Below are 20,426 nucleotides of genomic sequence, written 5' to 3'. Positions count from 1 at the left end.
GCGTGCACTTTTCGCGTACTCGACGGAGGGCGGAGACGAGCGGGGCGGGGGGCGGAGGGGCGCGGGGGCGCGGGGCGCGAGAGCGAGCGCGGGTCAGGCGGAGGCGCGGAGCGCGGCGTATAGGTCGGCCCGCGCCGCGAACGAGGACAGGTCGCGGCCGAGCAGGCGCTCCGCCTCCGCGACGCGGGACCGCAGCGTGTGCCGGTGCATGCCCAGCCGGCGGGCGGCCACGTCGTAGACGCCGTCGGCGTCGAGCCAGGTCCGCAGCACGTCCGGGAGGGACGGGTCGGCGGCCACGAGCGGCCGCAGCGACGTCTCCGCCACGGCCCGCGCGTCGGGGGTGTGCAGCAGGGCGAGCATCCCGGCGCCGGCCACGTCGTCGAAGGCCGCGACCGGGTCGTCCGCCGTCGCCCGGTTGCGCGCGGTCTGCGCTTGCGCGACCGCCGCAGGCAGCGCATCCAGCGTCGTACCGGAGGACACACCGCCCCGCAGGTCGAATCGCACGGCGAGGGTCGTCGCGACCTCCACCGCCGTGCTCTCGTCGCCGATGAGCACGAGGTCGTGCACGTCCCGGGCGAAGAAGCCGTCCGCGTTCGACTCCAGCCAGTCGGCCGCGGCGGCCAGCGCCGCACCCTGCATCATGGTGACCCGTACGGGCGCTTCCGGCAGCGGCCCGAGCACCGGTTCGGCGATGGATGCGGCGACCGCGGCATCCCCCGCCACCAGCGCCCGCCACACCGCGGTCCGCAGTCGCGCGCGGGCCGCGTCGGCGGCGCGCGACTGCTCGAGCGCCAGCCCGGCGAGAGCCACGACTCCCGTGACCACCTGCTGAGCGGCCGCATCGAGTCCCTCGGAGCCGACCGCGAGCACGCCGCGCAACCGGCCGGCCGCGCCCAGCGTCTGGACGGCGAACGGTCCGGCGTCCGTGCCCACGGTCCCCGCGGCGCGCCGCCCGCTGCGGAGCAGGGGCTCCGCCGCGTCCGACAGCGCTCGCCGTGCCCGCGCATCCAACGCCCCCGACGGGAAGCTCCGGCTCACCGCACCGTCCGGTCCGACGAGCGCGACCGGGCGCTCGATCTGACGGGACAGCTCGGAGAGCACGGCTCCCAGCGCGTCCGGGCGCAGAGCGGCGAGCGAGATGGCCCGGGATGCGCGGAGCGCCCAGGTGCTGCGCGCGTAGGCGTCCGCGGCGACCCGGTCGGCGACGAAGCGGGCGACGGCGATGAACGGGGTGCGGTACGGCACCTCGAAGAGCGGGAGGCCGTACCGTTCGCAGGCCTCGACCAGTGCGGCGGGCGTGCCGTCGCGCACGACCTCGGTGCCGAAGCCGAGGGCGGCGATGCCGTGCGCGACCAGGCGTTCCACGTACGGGTCCGCATCCTCCGGCGGTTGCGTCACCAGGAGCACCTGCCCGGGCGCCAGGAACGGCGTCGGGTCCGGAAGGTCGGAGCTGTGCGCCCAGGCGAGCGGCGCGTCCGGGTCGCCGACCGTCGAAGCGGTGAGCGGCCGGAGGCCCAGCTCGGGCCGCGCGAGGAGCTGGGTGAGGGTCGCGGGCATGGGTCTCCATCTGCCGGGGCGCCGGTTCATCCGGGGCGAATGCGCCAGGGTGTCTATCGGCGGTGAACCGATTGTACGTCGCGTCCAGGCGGTGGGTCGCGTCCGCTTCTTACGATTCGGGACATGACCATCCTCGACACCGCCACTGACATCCCCGTCGGCGGACCCTCGCTCCCGCAGGAGCGCCGGCTCGTCACCCCGATCCCCGGTCCCGAGTCGCGCAAGCGCGCCGAGCGCAAGGCTCAGGCCGTCGCCGCCGGCGTCGGCGCGACCATCCCCGTCTACACCGTCGCTGCCGGCGGCGGCGTGCTGGTGGATGTGGACGGCAACTCCCTGATCGACTTCGGCTCCGGCATCGCCGTCACGGGCGTGGGCAATGCCGCCCCGCGCGTCGTGGACGCCGTCACCGCCCAGGTCGCCGCCTTCACGCACACCTGCTTCACCGTCGCTCCGTACGACTCCTACGTGGACGTGGCGGAGGCGCTCAACCGCCTCACCCCAGGCGACTTCGCCAAGCGCAGCGCCCTGTTCAACTCCGGCGCCGAGGCCGTGGAGAACGCGGTCAAGATCGCCCGCCACTACACCGGCAAGCAGGCCGTCGTCGCGTTCGACCACGCCTATCACGGCCGCACGAACCTCACGATGGGCCTGACCGCCAAGAACCAGCCCTACAAGAACGGCTTCGGCCCGTTCGCGCCCGAGATCTACCGCGCCCCGCTGAGCTACCCGCTGCGCGACGGCGGCCTGAGCGGCGCCGAGGCGGCCAAGCGCGCCATCACGATGATCGAGAAGCAGATCGGCGCCGCCAACCTGGCCGCGCTGATCATCGAGCCCATCCAGGGCGAGGGCGGCTTCATCGTTCCCGCCGACGGCTTCCTCCCCGCACTCCAGCAGTGGGCGAACGCCAACGGCGTCGTCTTCATCGCGGACGAGGTGCAGACCGGCTTCGCCCGCACCGGCACCATGTTCGCCTCCGAGCAGTTCGGCATCGTCCCCGACCTGATCGTCACGGCCAAGGGCATCGCCGGCGGCCTCCCGCTCTCCGCGGTCACCGGCCGTGCCGAGATCATGGATGCGCCGCAGGTCGGCGGCCTCGGCGGCACCTACGGCGGCAACCCGCTCGCCTGCGTGGCGGCGCTCGCCGCGATCGAGACGTACGAGACCGAGGACCTGGCGGCTCGCGCCCGCGAGATCGGCGACATCCTGTTCGAGAAGCTCGGCGCCCTCAGCGACGCCGACCCCCGCGTCGCGGAGGTCCGCGGTCGCGGCGCGATGGTCGCGATCGAGCTCGTCGACCCGGTGACGGGTGAGCCGGATGCGGCGCTCACCGCCCGCGTCGCCGCGGCCTCCCACGCCGCCGGCATCGTGCTGCTCACCTGTGGCACCTACGGGAACGTGATCCGCTTCCTCCCGCCGCTCAGCATCCCGGACCACCTCCTCATCGAGGGGCTGGACGTCGTCGCGGAGGCGGTGGCGGGCGCATGACCATCATCGACACCGTGACCGAGCTCTCCGCCCGCGAGACCGACCTGCTCGACCGCGTGCCGGACGGGCTGTTCATCGGCGGAAACTGGGAGGCCGGCACCCGCGAGCCCATCGAGGTGCAGGACCCGGCGACCGGCCGCGTCATCAAGCGCATCGCCAACGCGACGCCGGAGGACGGCATGCGCGCCCTCGACGCGGCGGCCGCCGCCGCGGACGCCTGGGCCGCGACCCCGCCGCGGGTGCGCGGCGAGATCCTGCGCCGCGCCTTCGACCTCCTGCAGGAGCGGCGTGAGGACTTCGCGCTGCTCATGACCCTGGAGATGGGCAAGCCGCTCGCCGAGGCGAACGGCGAGGTCACCTACGGCGGCGAGTTTCTCCGCTGGTTCTCCGAGGAGGCGGTGCGCATCTCCGGCCGCTTCGGCCAGAGCCCCGAAGGAACCGGGACCATGGTCGTCACCCAGCGCCCGGTGGGACCGTGCTTCCTCATCACGCCGTGGAACTTCCCGCTCGCGATGGCGACGCGGAAGATCGCGCCGGCGCTCGCCGCGGGCTGCACCGTCGTGGTGAAGCCGGCCGAGCTCACGCCGCTTACGACGCTGTTCTTCGCCCAGCTGCTGGCCGACGCGGGCGTCCCCGCCGGGGTCGTCAACGTGGTGCAGACCAGCACGGCACGGGATGTGTCCAGCCCGATCATCGCCGACCCGCGACTCCGCAAGCTCTCGTTCACCGGCTCGACCCCCGTCGGTCGCTCGCTGCTCGCGCAGGCCGGCCAGAACGTGCTGCGCACCTCGATGGAGCTCGGCGGCAACGCCCCCTTCGTGGTGTTCGAGGACGCCGACCTGGACAAGGCGGTCGACGGAGCCATGCTCGCCAAGTTCCGGAACATCGGACAGGCGTGCACGGCCGCGAACCGCTTCATCGTGCACGAGTCGGTCGCCGACGAGTTCGCGCGCCGGGTGACCGAGCGGGTGCGGGCCCTCCGGATCGGCCGTGGCACCGAGGACGGCGTGACGATCGGCCCGCTCATCGACGACCGCGCGGTCGCCTCGATGGCTGCCCTCGTCGAGGATGCGGTCGGCCGGGGCGCGCGCGTTCTCACCGGCGGCAGCGCGCCGGAGGGCGACGGCTACTTCTTCGAGCCGACCGTGCTCGTGGACGTGCAGCCGGGGAGCGAAATCCTCCGGGAGGAGATCTTCGGCCCGATCCTCGCGATCACCACGTTCTCCACCGAGGACGAGGCTGTCGCCGCCGCGAACGACACCGAGTACGGCCTGATCGGATACGCCTTCACGCAGGACCTCGCCCGTGGCCAGCGGATGATCGACCGCATCGACACCGGCATGATGGGCCTGAACACGGGCCTCGTCTCCAACGCGGCGGCGCCGTTCGGCGGGGTCAAGCAGTCCGGGCTCGGCCGCGAGGGCGGCCTCGAGGGCATCCAGGAGTACCTGAGCACCAAGTACACCCTGATCCCGGCCTGACCGGGACCGCACGCAGGAGCGCGCCGACGGACGATCAGTCGGCGCGCTCCTCCGCGTTCAGCTCCTGCTTCACGTCGTGCTCGATGAGCACCGGCACGAAGTCGCGCACCGGGGCACCGTCGAACTCCTCGTGGTGCTTCTCCACCAGCTCTTCGATGTGCTCGCGCGGCACCTCGGGGAAGCGGTCGGCGAGACGCTCCGCGGCGTGCTCGACGGCGAGGTCCTCGTCGTTCTCGTTCTGGCGGTCGTCGATCGTCATGGCGCGATTATGCACCCGCCGGGTTAACGAAGCGGAGGGCTTCTGCCAGGCTGATGCCATGGATGAGACCATCGAAGTAGTCGTCGTTCGCGTGTTCACGAACGAGAGCGGCCGGAACGGCAACGAGCTCGGCATCATCACGAGTTCCGAGGCCACCGCGGCCCGCGAGCAGGACATCGCCAACGCGCTCGGGTTCAGCGAGACCGTGTTCGTGGACGGGGTGAACGAGGGCGGCCGCGCCGCGACGATCCGCATCTTCACCCCGGCGAAGGAGCTGCCGTTCGCGGGCCACCCCAGCGTGGGGACGGCGTGGTGGCTGTCCGACCGGCGGACCCCCGTCGACGTTCTTCGCGAGGCCGCCGGCGACGTCGAGGTCGAGGTGGACGACGACACCGCCTGGGTCACCGCCCGCGCCGAGTGGACGCCGACCTTCGAATGGCACGAGCTCGCGTCGCCCGAGGATGTGGATGCGCTGGACCCGTTCGCGTTCACGTCCGGTCAGCACTACGCCTACGCCTGGATCGACGAGCAGGCCGGCAGCCTCCGCTCCCGGATGTTCGCGCCCGAGATGGGCATCATCGAGGACGAGGCGACCGGCGCCGCCGCGATCGCGCTCACCGCGCGCCTCGGACGGCCGCTCAGCATCCTGCAGGGCGAGGGATCGCAGCTCGCCACCGAGCCGCTCGGCGACGGCCGCATCCGCGTCGGCGGCACCACGGTGTACGACCGCACCATCGAGGCGACGCTGTAGCCGGGCCGCGCCCACGACATGCGACAGGCCGCCCTCCGGTGAGGAGGGCGGCCTGTGGCGTCGTTATCCGGGTCGCGGCTACTCGCCGACGCCCACGTACTCGGCGGCCTCGTCGGGCGTCTCGAAGCCCGACTCGAGACGGTCGCGGAGTGCGCGGCCGAGCGACGCATCCACGTTCGTCCAGTACTGGATGGCGCGCTCGCGGATGGCCTCGCGGGTCACGCCGCCCACGGCCCCGGCGATGGTGTCGAGGAAGCGGGCCTTCGCCGCGTCGTCGAACACCTCGCGGTAGAGCGTCCCCGCCTGCCCGAAGTCGTCGTCCTCCGCGTGCAGGGTCGCCGCGGACCGCACGAGGGCGCCGTCCGACTCCCACGAGCCCTCGCCCGTGCGCTCCGGCTGGGCCGACGGGCCGCCGAACGAGTTCGGGGCGTAGACGGGCGCGTCGGCGGGCTTGAAGCCGTGGCGGGCCGCGCCGTCCTGCGAGTAGTTGTTGACCGGCGCGACCGGGCGGTTGACGGGCAGCTCGTTGTAGTTCGTGCCGACGCGGTAGCGCTGGGCGTCCGGGTAGGAGAACACGCGCGCCATGAGCATCTTGTCCGGGCTGATGTCGATGCCCGGAACGGTGTTGGCGGGGGAGAACGCGGCCTGCTCGATCTCCGCGAAGAAGTTCTGCGGGTTCTCGTTCAGGGTGTGGATGCCGACCTCGATCAGCGGGTAGTCGCTGTGCGGCCACACCTTGGTCAGGTCGAACGGGTTGAAGCGGTAGGTCTTGGCGTCCTCGTACGGCATGACCTGCACCGAGACCCGCCAGGCCGGGTAGTCGCCGCGCTGGATCGCCTCGTAGAGGTCGCGGCGGTAGTAGTCCGCGTCCGCTCCGGCCAGCTGCTCGGCCTCGACACCGGTGATCTCCTCGTTGCCCTGCAGCGAGTGGAAGTGGTACTTGACCCAGAAGCGCTCACCGGCCGCGTTGATCCACTGGTAGGTGTGCGACCCGTAGCCCGGCATGGTCCGCCACGAGCGGGGGAGTCCGCGGTCGCCCATCAGGTAGGTGACCTGGTGGGCCGACTCGGGGGAGAGGGTCCAGAAGTCCCACTGCATGTCGGCGTCGCGCAGCCCGGAGCCCGGCAGGCGCTTCTGCGAGTGGATGAAGTCGGGGAACTTGATGCCGTCGCGGATGAAGAAGACGGGGGTGTTGTTGCCGACGATGTCGTAGTTGCCCTCGGTCGTGTAGAACTTGACCGAGAAGCCCCGCACGTCGCGCCAGGTATCCGGCGATCCCTGCTCGCCGGCGACCGACGAGAAGCGCTGGAGGGTGCGGGTGCTGGTGCCCGGCTGGAAGACCGCCGCCTTGGTGTAGGCGCTGACATCCCCCGTGACGACGAACTCGCCGAACGCACCGCCTCCCTTCGCGTGCACGATGCGCTCCGGGATCCGCTCGCGGTTGAACTGGGCGAGCTTCTCGACGAGGTAGCGGTCGTGCAGCGCGGTGACGCCGTCCCGTCCCGCCGTCAGCGAGTGCGCGTCGCTGGCGACCGGCGTTCCGGTCTGAGTGGTGGTGTAGTCGTCCGACATTCTTCTCCTCGGTGTCGTCGAGCGCCCGGCGTGCGGGTGCTCAGTGGTGCGGAGCGCGGTCGGTGCGCTCCTGGCAGGACGGGCAGAGCCCCCAGAAGGTGACCTCGGCCGTGTCGATGGCGAAGCCGCCCGCGTCCGACGGGTGCAGGCAGGGCGCGTGACCGACGACGCAGTCGACATCGGCGACGGCGCCGCAGGATGTGCACACCACGTGGTGGTGGTTGTCCCCGGTGCGCCGCTCGTAGCGTGCCGGCGAGCCCGCGGGCTCGATGCGCCGGACGAGGCCCGTGCGATGCAGATCGCCCAGGACGTTGTGCACGTTCTGGATGGACGTCTCCGGAAGCACGGGCTGCAGCGCGCGGAACACCGACTCGGCGTCCGCGTGGGGCAGGCCCTCGAGCGCTTGGAGCACCGCCACGCGGCCTTTCGTGACCTTGAGGCCGGCGGCCCGCAACGCGTCCTCCCGCTCTCCCGTCTCCATACCTCGACCCTAGCCGGATGTTTTGAATAACTAAAAATACGACGAATGCCGGGCGTGGCGCCGGGGCGGTGCGCCGGGCGCACTGCGGGGAAGCACCTGCTGCGGTGCGAGGGTGACGGCCCCGACGGCATTGCGGATGGCGCGAAGGGCTTCGCTCTCGTTCCGCGCGTCGATGGCCACGACCATGCGCCGCTGATCGGCCACCCGGATCACCGTCAGTTCCATCTGCCTGCCTTTCGTGGACCGCCGGACGGAGCTGTCGACCCCCCGCCGAGGACGTAGACGACGTTGTTCGCCTGTTATGGATGTAGACGGGGTTGTCCGCCCTTCGTGACGACGATGGCGGCGGATTCCCGTCACGTTCCGCCGCTCCACCTCGTCTGCCCGGGTAGGAGCAACCTGGAGGGGGTGGCAGGACCATCAAGACCGTCGTCCGCCATGCGACCGGAGAGGCCGCCATCTACGGAACGGTCCTCGTGACCGGACTCATCGTCATCGAAGGCGTCTACATCACGAAACCGGCGGAGCTCGTGCGCACCGTCTCGCTGGGCATGCTCGTGGTCTGGGCGGCGCACGTCTTCGCGGCGACGGTGGCGCACGCGGGCGGCACCGGGGCCTCGAGGGAACCGCTCCGCGCCGCCCTCGGGCACGCCCTGCTCGCGTCGCTCGGCCTCCTGATCGCCTCCGTCGTGCCGCTCGTGCTGCTCTGGCTCGGCGTCGCGGGCGTCGTCGACGCCATCCCGGCCGTCATCGGGACGCAGGTGTGGGCGGCGTTCGCGCTGGCTGCGCTCGGCTACGTGTCGCTCGCGCGAGCGGGGCTGTCGCCGCCGCGACGCCTCTGGGGTGCCGTGATCACGGCCCTGGTGGGTCTCGCGCTGGTGGCGCTCAAGGTCGTGGTGCATTGACCGCCGCGACCGAGGGTCCGTGCGGCCGACAGCCGGCGACGGCAGTCGGCAGTCCACTCAGCGCGAGCGCGTCCGCAGGCGGGTCTCCTCCAGATCGAGCAGGGACTGCGCCTCGGTGAGGACGCGCGACGGATACGATCCCCGCGCCCGCTCGAGCAGGAGCCGGGTGCGTTCCGCATCCACCACGGCGAGCCGCAGTGTGCGGTACACGTGATGCGGCCGGTCCTCGTGCGGCCCGTCGACCGCGAGCGTGCGCTCCCAGGCCGATTCGGCCCGGAGGTAGGAGGACTGGCGCACCCGCTCGACCACCTCGGGGTCGACCGTCGTGGTGGTCCCCGCCGCCGTCTCCGGGTCGTCCAGCACGGCGAGCCCGGCTTCGCTCAGGTCGTCGAGCAGCTGGGCGAGGAGGCGCCGGTCGGCCCCGGCATCCGCCCCCTGCAGGCCGAGCGTGCGGATGAGGAGCGGAAGCGTGCCGCCCTGCAGCACCAGGCTGACGAAGGCGACGGTGAAGGCGATGAGGATCAGCTGGGGACGGTACGGGATGCTCGTCGGCAGCGACTGCGCGGCCGCGAGCGTGACGACCCCGCGCATCCCGGCCCAGCCGAGTACGACGCCGCCCTTCCAGTCGATCGCCTCCTGGCGGTACTCCTCCAGGTCGCTGCGATGGCGTTCGTAGCGCTGCTCCGCCCGCTGCTTCCGTAGCGCCTGCCAGCGGTAGCGCACCGGGTGGTCGCGGAAGTAGCTGATCATCAGCCACTCCCGCAGCACGGAGCGCTCGGCGCGCTCCGCCCGTCTTCGCAAGTACAGGATGAGCGGCACGATCAGCACGAACCGGATCACGATTAGCGAGAGCACGGCGATGAGGCCGAGGCCGATCGCATCCCAGACGCTGAGGACCTCCGGGTTCTCAACGTCGGCCACCAGCGTCCGCAGCTCGAGCCCGATCAGCAGGAACACGCCGTTCTCGAGCAGGAACTGGATGGTCCGCCAGTTGATCGCGTCGCTGATGCGCGCTTGCGCGCTGAACTGCCGGGGGGCGGCGTGGCCGGTGTACAGCCCGGTGATCACGACGGCCAGAACGCCGGAGCCGTGCAGCGCCTCCGTCGGCGCGAAGGCGGCGAACGGCACAACCACCGAGAGCGCGGTGTCGAGCACCGGGTCCGTGAGCTTCGACCGCACCCACACCGAGACGAATCCGACGACCAGGCCGACGACGGCGGCGATCACCACGGCCGAGAGGAAGTCCACCACGCCGGCCCACGGGGTCGTCAGTGTGCCGAGCGCCGCCGCGAGGGCGGTGCGCAGCAGCACCAGGGCGGTGGCGTCGTTGACGAGTCCCTCCCCTTCGAGCACGGTGAGCAGCCGCGGGGGCAGCCCGAGCTTGCGCCCGATCGAGGTGGCGGCGACGGCATCCGGCGGGCTGATGATCGCGCCGAGGGCGATCGCCGCCGCCAGGCTCAAGTCCGGCAGCATCGTGAACAGCACGAACCCGGAGGCGAACGCCGTGATGACGACCAGCACGACGGAGAGCCCGGCGATCGGGGCGAGATTGCGGCGGAAGTCGGTGAGCGGGACGCTGATCGCGGCGGCGTACAGGATGGGCGGGAGCAGACCGTCGAGGATGATCTCCGGCGGGACCTCGATCTCCGGAACACCGGGCAGGAACGAGAGCACGACGCCGACGATGACGAGGACGATCGGGGCCGCTACCCCGAGCCGCCGGGCGAAAGCGGCCATGCCGACGATGACCGCCACAGCGATCACCGCATAGACGCCCAGCTCCATCTACTCAGCGTACGGGGAGGTCGCGGCCGCGGGTCGGCCGAATCCGCGCCGTAACGGCGTGGGAGTGTCAGCGGTCGCTCGCCGGACGGGTGCGCAGGCCGTCGACCGCCATTGCGATCACCCGGTCGCGCTGGGCGTCGTCCTCGAACGCCACGCCGGCGATTCCCGAGACCATGCGGATCACGTCGCCGATGGTCGCGTCGGGACGCAGTTCGCCGGCCGACTGGGCGCGCTTCACGAGGGGTTCGCCCGCGTCGTAGAGCGAGGTGCGGCAGCTCAGCAGGACGGGGGAGTCCTTGTTGAGCCCTGCGATCAGGGCGTGCTTGGTGCCGACGTACGCGACGAAGCGGCGAAGCCATGCCTCGACCGCCTCCCAGGGCTCGAGGCCCGAGGCGTCGTCCGCGGCCTGGACGACCGCGGCCACCTCGTCGATGTAGACGGCCTCGACCAGCGCGTCGCGCGTGGGGAAGTTGCGGTAGAGGGTGCCGATGCCGACCCCGGCACGGCGGGCGATGTCCTCGAGGGGAGCCCCCGCGCCCTGCTCGGCGAACGCCTCCCGCGCCGCCGCGAGGAGCGCGTCGAAGTTGCGGCGCGCGTCGGCCCGCTGAGGGCGCGCGACGCCGAGTTCGGGGGTCTGGGTGCCGGTCACGGGGTCGATCCTCTCAGGTGTCGGCGATGAAGGTCGTCGAAGGGGCTTGCGAAGCGGAGGCACCCTCCGGTAATGTCTATCACGTAACCGGAGGAACCCTCCGAACGGAGCCTCCCTCCAATTGTAGCCCTTTTCGGGCATCTCCTCGAGAAACGGAAAACCCCGACATGTCTCGATCCCACCCCGGCCTGACCTTCGCCATCCTGGCGTTGAGCGTCGGCTCGTTCGCGACACTCCAGTCCCTCGTCGTCCCCGTCCTCCCCGTCATCCAATCCGACCTGCACACCACCACCGCGGGCGTGACCTGGACCATGACCGCCTGGCTCATCGCCGCCGCCGTCGCCACGCCGCTCCTCGGGCGCGTGGGCGACCTCGTCGGCAAGCGCCGCATCCTCGTGCTCGCTTTACTCGCCGTCGGCGTCGGAAGCGTGGTCGCGGCCGTGGCGCCGACCATCGGCGGCGTCATCGCCGGCCGCGTCATCCAGGGCCTCGGCGGGGCGATGTTCCCGCTCGCGTTCGGCATCATCCGCGACGAGTTCCCCGCCCGTCGCCTCCCCTCCGCGATCGGCGCCATCGCCTCCATCATCGCCATCGGCAGCGGCCTGGGCACCGTCCTCGCGGGACCGCTCGCGGCGGCGCTCAGCTGGCGCGGGCTGTTCCTGCTCCCGGTCGCCCTCACCGGCACCGCCGCGGTGCTCGCACTGATCTTCATCCCGGAGTCGCCGACCCGCGCGACCGGACGCGTCAACCCGTGGGCGGCCGTCCTGCTGTCCGGCTGGCTGATCGCGCTGCTGCTGCCGCTCAGCACGGGCGCGCAGTGGGGATGGTCGTCGCCGGCCGTCATCGGCCTCTTCATCGCCGCAGCGCTGCTGCTCGCCGCCTGGGTGATCGTCGAGCTCCGCTCCCGCAGCCCGCTGGTCGACATGCGTCTCATGCGGGAGCCGGGGGTCTGGTCGATGAACGCCGCCGCCGTCTTCATCGGAGCGTCGATGTTCGCCGTGTTCGCCTTCTTCCCCCGCTTCGTGCAGACGCCCGCCTCCACCGGGTACGGGCTCGGTGCGTCGGTCGCGGAGTCCGGGATGCTGATGCTCCCCATGCTCGTGACGATGGCCGTGACCGGCTTCCTCAGCGGACCGCTGGCCCGCTGGGTCGGCTTCCGCGCGCAGATCGTGCTGTCGGCGGCGATCATGGGCGTCGCGAGCCTGTCGCTGGCCTTCCTCCACGGGTCGCTCGTCTCGGTCGCGGCGGCGTCCGGTGTCTTCGGCATCGGCCTCGGGCTCATCTACGCCGCCATCACCAGCGTCGTGGTGCAGAGCGTGCCGCCGACCCAGACCGGCATCGCCAGCGGCATGAACGCCAATCTGCGCACGGTGGGCTCCGCCGTCGGGGCGGCCGTCATGACGGCGCTGGTGACCGGTGCGATCGCGCCGGACGGCCTGCCCGCCGAGAGCGGCTACACCGAGGGGTTCGCCACCGCCGGAGCGCTCGCGCTCGCCGCGGGCGTGGTGACCGTGGTCGCCGCGGGGATCATGCGGTCGGCCCGGGTGCGCTCGGCGAGGGTCGAGGGGTCTGCGATTGCAGATGTCGTCGCGGCCGACGTGCCGGTCGGCGTCGTCGCCACTGCGGACGTGGAGGCCGCCGGTGAGCTCTCCCTGCTGCCGGAGGCGGCGATCCGCGAGGCCGCAGAGATGGCGCGCCTCGCCGCCAAGGTGGAGGGAGACGGCGACACCCGCCGTCTCCGCCCCGCGGAGACCCTCGAGGTCGCCTGAGCCCGGCAGTCGCGCGTCACCCGTGGAGGGCTGCCGCCTCGCTGCGCCAGCGGGCGAGGAGCATCCACGGGTCGGGCGCGCCGGCCGCCACGAGACCGACGTGGTCCAGCAGGGCCGCGTCGGTCTCGAACCACTCCGTGCCCGGGATGCGGAGGTGCGCGAACTGTTCGTGCCGCCGGTGCTCCAGCAGGCGGTCGCCCCGCTCGAAGGCGAGCACTTCGTCGTGGGGGAGGGCCGAGAACCGCTGCGCCGGGTTGGCCGTCGTCCCGATCTTGATGCGGTCGCGGAAGCGCAGGTAGTAGACGACATCCACGCGTGCCGTCCTCGCATCCTCGGGCGGCGGCTCGCCCACCCGCCACTCGCAGACCGCGCAGAGCCAGCCCGACGGATAGCGGACGCCCAGCCGCGAACCGCAGAACGCGCACGGCGACGGCAGCAGATCCGTCACGCCGAACTCCGCATCCACCTCGTCGTGCGCCTCCAGCAGATGCGTCAGGCAGAGCCGGAGGGACGAGCCCGGATGCGCGGGCCGCTCGCACAGCGCGCAGACGGTGTCCATGGGGCGAGGCTAGCCGCAGCCTCCGACAGGGTCAGCGCGGCGGCCGGCAGCGGATCACGTGGAGGTCGCCGCTGAGCTCGATCGGCCCGTCCCCGTGGGCGGTGAGCACGGTCGACCCCCTCCGGACGGGCACCGGCGCGCCGCTCGCGCGGTCGTCCGCCGGCTGCAGCGTCCCCTCGCCGTCGAGGACCACGACGACCGAGAAGGACGGCTCCAGCTCCCGCGACCCCGTCACCCGGATCCGCTCGGCCGAGAAGAAGGGGTCGGCGTCGGCCGGGAACAGCGTCTCGGCGCCGCGGTCCTGACGCAGCGCCGAGATGCGCTCCTCCGGGGTGGCCTCGCGGACCAGCCCGTCGATCGCCGTGTCGAGGTCGAGGCCGAGCAGCGCCTCCCTCTCGGAGAGCATCCGCCGCTCCAGCAGTACGGACAGGTCCGTCGGCTGCTGCAGCTCGACGAGCGTCACGCCGGGGCCGATGGCGTGAGCGAGGCCGGCCGGGACGAGCAGCGTGTCGCCCGCCGCGAGCGGGACGGTGTTCATCGCGTCGAGCATGGCGTCCGCATCCTGGCCGCTCCACCAGTCCCGCACCTCGTCCGGCGTCACGGCGCGGCGGAAGCCCAGCGCCGCGTAGGCGTCCGGTGCCGCCTCGATCACGGCCCAGGCCTCCGTCTTGCCCAGGGGGCTGCCCAGGTGGCGCGCCGCGAACGCATCGTCCGGGTGGTAGTGCACGAACAGCCGCTCGGCGGTGTCGAGCAGCTTGACCAGCAGCATGGTGCGCGCGCCGAACCGCGCGACGTGGTCCTCGCCGAGGAAGCGGACCGGATCGTCGGCGACCGCATCCCGCAGCGTCCTGCCGTCGGGAAGGACGGTGAGCCCGATCCCGCCGCCGGCGAACACCTCGGTGGTCGACGCGACGAAATCCTCCGGGGTGAACGGACTGGGCTGCGGCGTCCCGCGGAACCGGGCGATCCCCGCGCCTCCGCGATACGGCCGGTCGAGAGGCTGGTTGGGTCCGAGCAGCAGCGGCGTCGCAGTGGTCACCGACACAATGTAGTACCGGGCGTCTGCGGCACGGCGACACGCCGGATCATCGCGACACGCCGGGACCGCGCCTGCCCAGCGGCGGTCTGGTGCGGGCGCCCATGCGGCACGCCGGACGGGTCCGGCGGACGCGATTTCCGGCCTGATCTGGCCAGTTCGCGCGCATCGGCCGGCGGCTCCCGAGTGCACGGGAGCGGCCCCGATGTCGGTGGTTGCCCCTAATCTGGGGGCAGCGAGAAAAAAACCCCAAAACACAACATGTAGTGGAATGACAATCGTGTCATTCGGGTTATATAGTGGGTGAACACCGCGGGAACGCGGGACACCACGACTTCTAGGGGAGGCCATCATGGACTACGAAAACGACAGCGTTGGCGGCTACTCGGTTCCCGTCGACCCCATGGACCTGCTGCAGTGCGACAGCTGCCAGTAAGGCGCTAGCACCGAGCTTTGGAGACCCCGGAGGCCACTGGCCTCCGGGGTCTTCTGCGTTCGGGAGGCGGGCAGGCGCCGTCGTTAGAATCGTCGGGTGCCAGTGAATCCAGAGCTGCAGGGGCGGGAGTTCCCGCCGACCCGGCCGTACCTCGTGGGGCGGGAGAAGGTGCGCGAGTTCGCCCGCGCCGTCTTCGCGACCGACCCCATCAGCTTCGACGTGGATGCGGCGCGTGCCGCCGGCCACCGCGACCTGGTGGCGCCGCCCACGTTCCCGGTCGTCGTGCAGGAGTCGACCCTCGCCCAGCTGCTCGCGGAACCGGACGCGGGGATCGACTTCACCCGCGTCGTCCACGGCGATCAGCGCTTCAGCTTCAGCCGGCCCGTCTTCGCGGGCGACGAGCTCACGGCGACGCTCCGCGTGACCTCTGTGAAGACGCTCGGCGCGCACTCGATGGTCACCGCCGAGTCCACCATCGTCGACGCGGACGGCGCACACGTGGTGACCGCCACATCCACCCTGGTCGTGCGAGGAGACGAGTGATGACGACATCCGGCACGACCCCCGACTTCGACGCGCTGACCGTGGGCGACGTGGTCGCCGAGCGGACGTTCGCGGTGAGCCGCGACTCTCTGGTGCGCTACGCCGGCGCCTCCGGAGACTTCAACCCGATCCACTACCGCGACGACGTCGCCACGGCGGTCGGCCTCCCCGGTGTGATCGCCCACGGGATGCTGACCATGGGACTCGCCGTGCAGCCGGTCGTCGACTGGGCCGGCGATCCGGCTCTGATCGCCGACTACCAGGTGCGTTTCACCCGCCCGGTGGTGGTGGACCCGGACGACGGCGCCGAGGTGACGGTGACGGCGAAGGTGGGCCAGCTCGACCCGGAGTCCCGGATCGCCCGCATCGACCTGACCACGACGTTCGCCGGCGAGACGGTCCTCGGCAAGGCGCAGGTGCGCGTCCGATTCGCATGACCGACTCTGCGACGGACGCCTCCACGGACCGCATCCCGGCACTCGCCGAGCTCACCACGATCCGCGTGGGCGGCGCGCCCGCGGCGTTCGTCCCGGCGGACGACCGCGACACCCTCGTCCGTGCCGTCCGAGACGCCGTGACCTCCGGCGAGGACTGGCTGGTCCTCGGCGGCGGGTCGAACCTCGTGGTCGCGGACGACGGGTTCGACGGCACCGTGGTCCACGTGCGCACGCGCGGCGTGGAGAGGTTGTCCGCATCCGACGGCCGGATCCGCATCCGGGTGCAGGCGGGCGAGCCCTGGGACGACCTCGTCGCCCTGACCGTGCGCAACGGCTGGTCGGGCATCGAGGCGCTCTCCGGCATCCCCGGCTCGACCGGTGCCGCTCCCGTGCAGAACATCGGCGCGTACGGCCAGGAGCTTGAATCCGCCCTCGTCGGCGTCGAGTTCCTCGACGAGGAGACCGGCGACGTCGTGTACCTCCGTCGGGACGAGCTCGGTCTGGGGTACCGCACGTCCGTGCTGAAGCGTGGGCGTCGCGGCGTCGTCCTCTCCGTCGACCTGGAGCTGGAAGACACCACCGCCTCCGACGGTGTGGGCGCTCCGTTGAGCGCTCCCGTCGCGTACGCGCAGCTGGCGGACGCGCTCGCCGTGCCGCTCGGGGCGCGCGTCCCCGTCGCCGAACTGCGGCGCGCCGTGCTCGCCCTGCGCTCGTCCAAAGGCATGGTGCTCGACCCTGCCGACCCCGACTCCGTGAGCTCCGGGTCGTTCTTCACCAACCCCATCGTCTCGGAGAGCTTCGCCCGCTCGCTGCCCCGCAACGCCCCGCGGTGGCCGCAGGAGCCGGCGGAGCCGGACGCCGTCATCGGGCTGCCGCCCGGAGGTCTGCACCCGCTCGACGTGCCGCCGCTCGCGACGGGCGAGTACACGGTGAAGCTCAGCGCGGCGTGGCTCATCGAGAACGCGGGCATCCACCGCGGGTTCGCGCTGCCCGGCTCGGGCGCCGGCATCTCCTCGAAGCACACGCTCGCCATCGTCAACCGCGGGGGAGGGACGGCCGCCGACGTCGTGCAGCTCGCCGACTTCATCCAGTCCCGGGTGCAGGCGGAGTTCGGAGTGCTGCTGCAGCCGGAACCCGTCATGGTGGGCATCTCGCTCTGAGCGGGGCGCTCCCACGGCATTCGCAGGGCTGACACCCGACGATCTCTGAGAGTATTCTCACGACCGGCTCCATAGGCTGGACGCACCCCGGCGCACCGGCGCCGTCGTGGACTGAAGGGGACGACATGGGATTCCTTGACCGCCTGCTCGGACGTGAAGAACCGACGCCGAACCGTTCCCCGCAGTACGGCGCTCCCGCTCCGCAACAGGGAGCTGCGGCGCCGAACGCGGCCGCCGCGGGCCAGGCCCCTTCGGGCCAGGCCCGCAGCGAGGACGAGATCGCCGTCGAGCGCTACCGCTACCTGCTGCGCACCGCGCCGCCGGAGACCATCGAGCAGGTGCACGAGGAGGCGTTCGCCAAGCTCAGCCCGGACCAGCGACGGCTGCTGTTCCAGCAGCTCAGCGAGAGCGCTCCGGCCGGCGAGCAGCCGCGTGGCGACGATCCCCGCTCGCTCGCCCAGTCGGCCACCCGTTCCGAGCTGCGCCAGCCGGGGACGCTCGAGCGCGCTCTGGGCGGTGGACGCGGGCCGGGCTACGGCGGCATGGGCTTCGGCAGCATGTTCGCGAGCTCCCTGCTCGGAAGTGTCGCCGGCTACGTCATCGGGTCGGCGCTGGTCAGCGCGTTCCTGCCGCCGATGGACATGCAGGCCGACGGCGGAGCGGGCGACCAGAACGGCGACAACCAGAACGCGAACGACCAGGGCGGCGACAACGGCTCCGGCGACGGCGGCTCCGGCGACGGCGGCTCCGGCGACGGCGGCTCGGGCGACGGCGGCTCCGGCGACGGCGGTTCCGGCGGCGACGCCTCGGGCGGCGACGTGCAGGCGGCCGGCTGGGACGGCGGCGGCGACGCGTCCGGCGCCGACGCGGGCGGCTGGGGCGGCGACCAGGGCGGTGGCGACTGGGGTGGAGGCGGCGACTGGGGCGGCTTCAGCGGCGGTGGCGACTTCGGCGGGGGCGACTTCGGCGGGGGCGACTTCATCTGACCCGCCCACGAGCGGGGGCATCGCGAGTGCTCCCGCTCAGCTGCGGACGGCGGCCGCGAACGGCAGCACAGCCGACGCGCCGGCGCGCAGGAGCTCTTGCCCCGCGACGGTGATCGTCCAGCGGCTGTCGACCAGGTCGTCCACGAGCAGGACCGGCGCCCCGGGCGGGATCTCCAGGCCGTCCGCCGTGAATCGATCCCACACTGCGGCCAGCCGGAACGCGCTGTTCCCACCCGGAGCTCCCGACGGGGGAGCGCCGCGCCAGCCGAGCGTCCCGGCGAACGGGAGCCGGCCGACGCCCGCCAGGCCCCGTGCGAGCGACTCCACGAACAGCGGCCGCCGTCGGGAGGGCATCGCGGCGACGGCTGCCGGACGCGCCTCCCAGTCCCAATCCGCGAGGACGCGGACGCAGGCGTCGAGCACGGCCGGAGGCACCTGCTGGTCGGGTGCGCCGTCGGCGAGCAGCTCGCGCAGCCGGCCGCCCCAGCCGAGATCGGTGAGCCGCGCCAGCGCGCGCCCCGGCTGCAATTGCTGTTCCGGGCGCAGCTTGCCCTTCACCGCGACGCCGAGCCGGTCGGCCCCGGTGGGCCAGAGCTTGCGCGGTTCGATCTCCACCCCGACGCGGTCGAGCAGCGAGCCGACCTCGCCTGCCGTGGCACCATCCACGTCGTTCGGGTACCAGACGCCCGCGCAGTTGTCGCAGCGCCCGCACGGGCCTGCGGCCGGATCGTCGAGAGCGCGCTGGAGGAACTCCATGCGGCAGCCCGTCGTCGACTCGTACTCCAGCATCGACCGCTGTTCGGCCTCGCGAGCCGCAGCGATCCGCGCGTACCGCTCCTCGTCGTACTCCCACGGAGCGCCGGTCGAGACCCAGCCACCGCTCACGCGCCGGACTGCGCCGTCGACATCGAGCACCTTGAGCAACAGCTCGAGCGTCGAGGCACGGAGGTCGACCCGGCTCTCGAGCACCCGCGTCGACTGCGGCTGGCCGTCGAGCGCGTCGAGCACCGCGGCGGCCTTCTCGCGGGACGGCATGGACGCCGTGGCGAAGTACTGCCAGATCGCCTGGTCCTCCGGGCCGGGCAGGAGCAGCACGTCGGCGTTCTCCGTCGCGCGCCCGGCGCGACCGACCTGCTGGTAGTACGCGACCGGCGAGGAGGGAGCGCCCAGGTGAACGACGAAGCCCAGGTCGGGCTTGTCGAAGCCCATGCCCAGCGCGCTCGTCGCGACGAGCGCCTTCACCTCGTTGCGCTTCAGGCGGCCTTCGAGGTCTTCGCGCTCCGCCGTGTCCGTCTGCCCGGTGTACGCATGCGCCTCGTGCCCAGCGCGACGGAGGACGCGGGCGGTGTCCTCCGCGGCCGAGACGGTCAGCGTGTAGACGATGCCGCTCCCCGGCAGGTCGTCGAGGTGGCCGGCGAGCCACGCGAGCCGGGTGGTGGCGTCTGGGAGGGGGAGCACCCCGAGCCGGAGCGAGCGCCGCGCGAGCGGGCCGCGGATGGTCAGCACCTCGGCCTCGCGCCCGGAACCGAGCTGTTCGACCACGTCGGCCACCACGCGTTCGTTGGCTGTCGCGGTGGTGGCGAGCACGGGCACGTCGTCCGGCAGGAGCGCGATGAGGTCGCGCAGGCGACGGTAGTCGGGCCGGAAGTCGTGGCCCCAGTCGGAGATGCAGTGCGCCTCGTCGACCACCAGGAGTCCGCTGCGCTCGACGAGGGCCGGCAGTTGCGTGTCGCGGAACTCGGGGTTGTTGAGCCGCTCCGGCGAGACGAGCAGCACATCCACCGAGTCGTCGCGCAGCCGCGCGGCGACGTCCTCCCACTCGTGCCGGTTGGCCGAGTTGATCGTGACGGCTCGCACACCCGCGCGTTCGGCGGCGGCGACCTGATCGCGCATCAAGGCGAGCAGCGGCGAGACGAGGATGGTCGGCCCGGCGCCGCGAGCCCGGAGCAGCATCGTGGCCACGAAGTAGACCGCTGACTTGCCCCACCCGGTGCGCTGGACGACCAGCGCCCGCCGCCGGTCGTCGACCAGGGCGCTGATCGCCTCGAACTGCCCGTCGTGGAAGTCGGCGTCCGGCCGGCCGACGAGCGTGCGGAGGCGGAGGAGGGCGTCGGTCGCTGTGGTCATGCAGCCATCGTGTCAGGGACGGCCGACGGTGGACGCGCGAGTGCGGACATCCGTGGAGAGGATGTCCGCACTCCAGGTTGTGGACGAGTTCAGCCCCGGCCGGTCAGGCGCCGGCGCTGGGAGGCGCGCAGGCCGCCCAGCAGGGCCGACACCACGATGATGAGGCCGACGACGGCGGCGCCGAGCGCCCATGCCGATCCGGGCGTCAGGGCCGAGATCCAGTTCGCCGTCTCGGCCGCCCGCTCCGACGAGGAGACGATCCACAGGGTGAGGGCGGCGAACACGGTCAGCAGCGCGCCCCAGACCACCCCGCCCCAGCGGATGGGAGCGCTGACGGCGGTGGCGGCCGGCGGGAGTGGTGCGGGCGGCGGTGCGAGGGGCGTCGTCGCGTCGGTGAGCGACTCGGTGGGGTACGGCGTGGTGTTCTGCGGTTCGGTCATGTCGGGGT

20 protein-coding genes are annotated in these 20,426 nt (G+C 72.3%); 9 read left to right on the top strand and 11 right to left on the bottom strand.

The features are described 5' to 3' along the window. Positions 1–93: 93 nt before the first annotated feature. Positions 94–1,557 (bottom strand): PucR family transcriptional regulator, encoded by a 1,464-nt coding sequence (locus ACTJI1_RS10360; protein WP_440742552.1) that lies wholly within the window; start codon positions 1,555–1,557, stop codon positions 94–96. Between the two features lie 123 nt (positions 1,558–1,680). Here ACTJI1_RS10360 and gabT point away from each other — a divergent pair, with 123 nt between their 5' ends. Continuing rightward, positions 1,681–3,042: a 4-aminobutyrate--2-oxoglutarate transaminase gene (gene gabT / locus ACTJI1_RS10355; protein ID WP_440742551.1), complete on the top strand. Its 1,362-nt coding sequence runs from the start codon at positions 1,681–1,683 to the stop codon at positions 3,040–3,042. Further along, positions 3,039–4,523 carry an NAD-dependent succinate-semialdehyde dehydrogenase gene (locus ACTJI1_RS10350; protein ID WP_440742550.1) on the top strand — a complete coding sequence of 495 codons (1,485 nt, stop codon included), beginning with the start codon at positions 3,039–3,041 and terminating at the stop codon, positions 4,521–4,523. The genes gabT and ACTJI1_RS10350 overlap by 4 nt, the downstream gene beginning before the upstream one ends. Before the next feature lie 34 nt (positions 4,524–4,557). Here the strand turns inward: ACTJI1_RS10350 and ACTJI1_RS10345 are convergent, their stop codons facing one another. Then, complete coding sequence (locus ACTJI1_RS10345) at positions 4,558–4,782, bottom strand: three-helix bundle dimerization domain-containing protein (RefSeq protein ID WP_440742549.1); 225 nt, start codon at positions 4,780–4,782, stop codon at positions 4,558–4,560. A gap of 58 nt (positions 4,783–4,840) precedes the next feature. On the opposite strand from ACTJI1_RS10345, the gene ACTJI1_RS10340 reads away from it, so the two are divergent. Then, positions 4,841–5,533 carry a PhzF family phenazine biosynthesis protein gene (locus ACTJI1_RS10340; RefSeq protein WP_440742548.1) on the top strand — a complete coding sequence of 231 codons (693 nt, stop codon included), beginning with the start codon at positions 4,841–4,843 and terminating at the stop codon, positions 5,531–5,533. Positions 5,534–5,611: 78 nt separating this feature from the next. Here the strand turns inward: ACTJI1_RS10340 and ACTJI1_RS10335 are convergent, their stop codons facing one another. Genes ACTJI1_RS10335 through ACTJI1_RS10325 form a run of 3 tightly spaced genes read right to left on the bottom strand, consistent with a single transcriptional unit; the run spans position 5,612 to position 7,811 of the window. After that, entirely contained in the window at positions 5,612–7,105 is a 1,494-nt protein-coding gene (locus ACTJI1_RS10335; protein WP_440742547.1) for a catalase, read from the bottom strand. Between the two features lie 40 nt (positions 7,106–7,145). Then, positions 7,146–7,586 (bottom strand): Fur family transcriptional regulator, encoded by a 441-nt coding sequence (locus ACTJI1_RS10330; RefSeq protein ID WP_440742546.1) that lies wholly within the window; start codon positions 7,584–7,586, stop codon positions 7,146–7,148. A gap of 30 nt (positions 7,587–7,616) precedes the next feature. Continuing rightward, positions 7,617–7,811, bottom strand: a complete 195-nt coding sequence (locus ACTJI1_RS10325) for a hypothetical protein (RefSeq protein ID WP_440742545.1) — start codon at positions 7,809–7,811, stop codon at positions 7,617–7,619. 251 nt (positions 7,812–8,062) lie between these two features. Between ACTJI1_RS10325 and ACTJI1_RS10320 the strand changes: the two genes are divergently transcribed. Next, complete coding sequence (locus ACTJI1_RS10320; protein ID WP_440742544.1) at positions 8,063–8,491, top strand: hypothetical protein; 429 nt, start codon at positions 8,063–8,065, stop codon at positions 8,489–8,491. Between the two features lie 57 nt (positions 8,492–8,548). Here ACTJI1_RS10320 and ACTJI1_RS10315 read toward each other — a convergent pair whose 3' ends face one another. After that, a complete protein-coding gene (locus ACTJI1_RS10315) occupies positions 8,549–10,276 on the bottom strand; it encodes a cation:proton antiporter (RefSeq protein WP_440742543.1) in 1,728 nt (575 codons plus the stop codon). Between the two features lie 67 nt (positions 10,277–10,343). Then, positions 10,344–10,925, bottom strand: a complete 582-nt coding sequence (locus ACTJI1_RS10310; RefSeq protein WP_310134163.1) for a TetR/AcrR family transcriptional regulator — start codon at positions 10,923–10,925, stop codon at positions 10,344–10,346. A gap of 167 nt (positions 10,926–11,092) precedes the next feature. Here ACTJI1_RS10310 and ACTJI1_RS10305 point away from each other — a divergent pair, with 167 nt between their 5' ends. Continuing rightward, entirely contained in the window at positions 11,093–12,694 is a 1,602-nt protein-coding gene (locus ACTJI1_RS10305; RefSeq protein ID WP_440742542.1) for an MFS transporter, read from the top strand. Positions 12,695–12,710: 16 nt separating this feature from the next. Here ACTJI1_RS10305 and ACTJI1_RS10300 read toward each other — a convergent pair whose 3' ends face one another. Continuing rightward, positions 12,711–13,253, bottom strand: coding sequence for a GIY-YIG nuclease family protein (locus ACTJI1_RS10300; RefSeq protein WP_440742541.1), 543 nt, complete (start codon positions 13,251–13,253; stop codon positions 12,711–12,713). A 31-nt stretch (positions 13,254–13,284) separates the two neighbouring features. Then, positions 13,285–14,292 carry a class I mannose-6-phosphate isomerase gene (locus tag ACTJI1_RS10295; protein WP_440742540.1) on the bottom strand — a complete coding sequence of 336 codons (1,008 nt, stop codon included), beginning with the start codon at positions 14,290–14,292 and terminating at the stop codon, positions 13,285–13,287. Between the two features lie 529 nt (positions 14,293–14,821). Between ACTJI1_RS10295 and ACTJI1_RS10290 the strand changes: the two genes are divergently transcribed. From ACTJI1_RS10290 to ACTJI1_RS10275, 4 genes are all read left to right on the top strand, one after another. Further along, entirely contained in the window at positions 14,822–15,268 is a 447-nt protein-coding gene (locus ACTJI1_RS10290) for a MaoC family dehydratase N-terminal domain-containing protein (protein ID WP_310134173.1), read from the top strand. Beyond that, positions 15,268–15,705 carry a MaoC family dehydratase gene (locus ACTJI1_RS10285; protein WP_440742539.1) on the top strand — a complete coding sequence of 146 codons (438 nt, stop codon included), beginning with the start codon at positions 15,268–15,270 and terminating at the stop codon, positions 15,703–15,705. The genes ACTJI1_RS10290 and ACTJI1_RS10285 overlap by 1 nt, the downstream gene beginning before the upstream one ends. Then, the gene (locus ACTJI1_RS10280) at positions 15,702–16,865 is read left to right on the top strand and encodes a UDP-N-acetylmuramate dehydrogenase (RefSeq protein ID WP_440742538.1); all 1,164 of its coding nucleotides are present in this window, start codon (positions 15,702–15,704) and stop codon (positions 16,863–16,865) included. The genes ACTJI1_RS10285 and ACTJI1_RS10280 overlap by 4 nt, the downstream gene beginning before the upstream one ends. Before the next feature lie 125 nt (positions 16,866–16,990). Further along, a complete protein-coding gene (locus ACTJI1_RS10275; RefSeq protein ID WP_440742537.1) occupies positions 16,991–17,851 on the top strand; it encodes a hypothetical protein in 861 nt (286 codons plus the stop codon). A 36-nt stretch (positions 17,852–17,887) separates the two neighbouring features. On the opposite strand, the gene ACTJI1_RS10270 is transcribed toward ACTJI1_RS10275, so the two are convergent. Both ACTJI1_RS10270 and ACTJI1_RS10265 read right to left on the bottom strand, forming a co-directional pair. Then, positions 17,888–19,978, bottom strand: a complete 2,091-nt coding sequence (locus ACTJI1_RS10270; protein ID WP_440742536.1) for a RecQ family ATP-dependent DNA helicase — start codon at positions 19,976–19,978, stop codon at positions 17,888–17,890. A gap of 89 nt (positions 19,979–20,067) precedes the next feature. After that, on the bottom strand, positions 20,068–20,418 hold the full coding sequence (locus ACTJI1_RS10265; RefSeq protein WP_440742535.1) for a hypothetical protein: 351 nt from the start codon (positions 20,416–20,418) through the stop codon (positions 20,068–20,070). Between the last annotated feature and the right edge of the window lie 8 nt (positions 20,419–20,426).

The sequence above is a fragment of the Leifsonia sp. 22587 genome, from assembly GCF_052044215.1.
In the GTDB taxonomy this organism is placed as follows: Bacteria; Actinomycetota; Actinomycetes; order Actinomycetales; family Microbacteriaceae; genus Leifsonia; species Leifsonia shinshuensis_C.
Note: the sequence above shows the minus strand (reverse complement) of the source record. Positions and strands in the feature narration are given on the sequence as shown.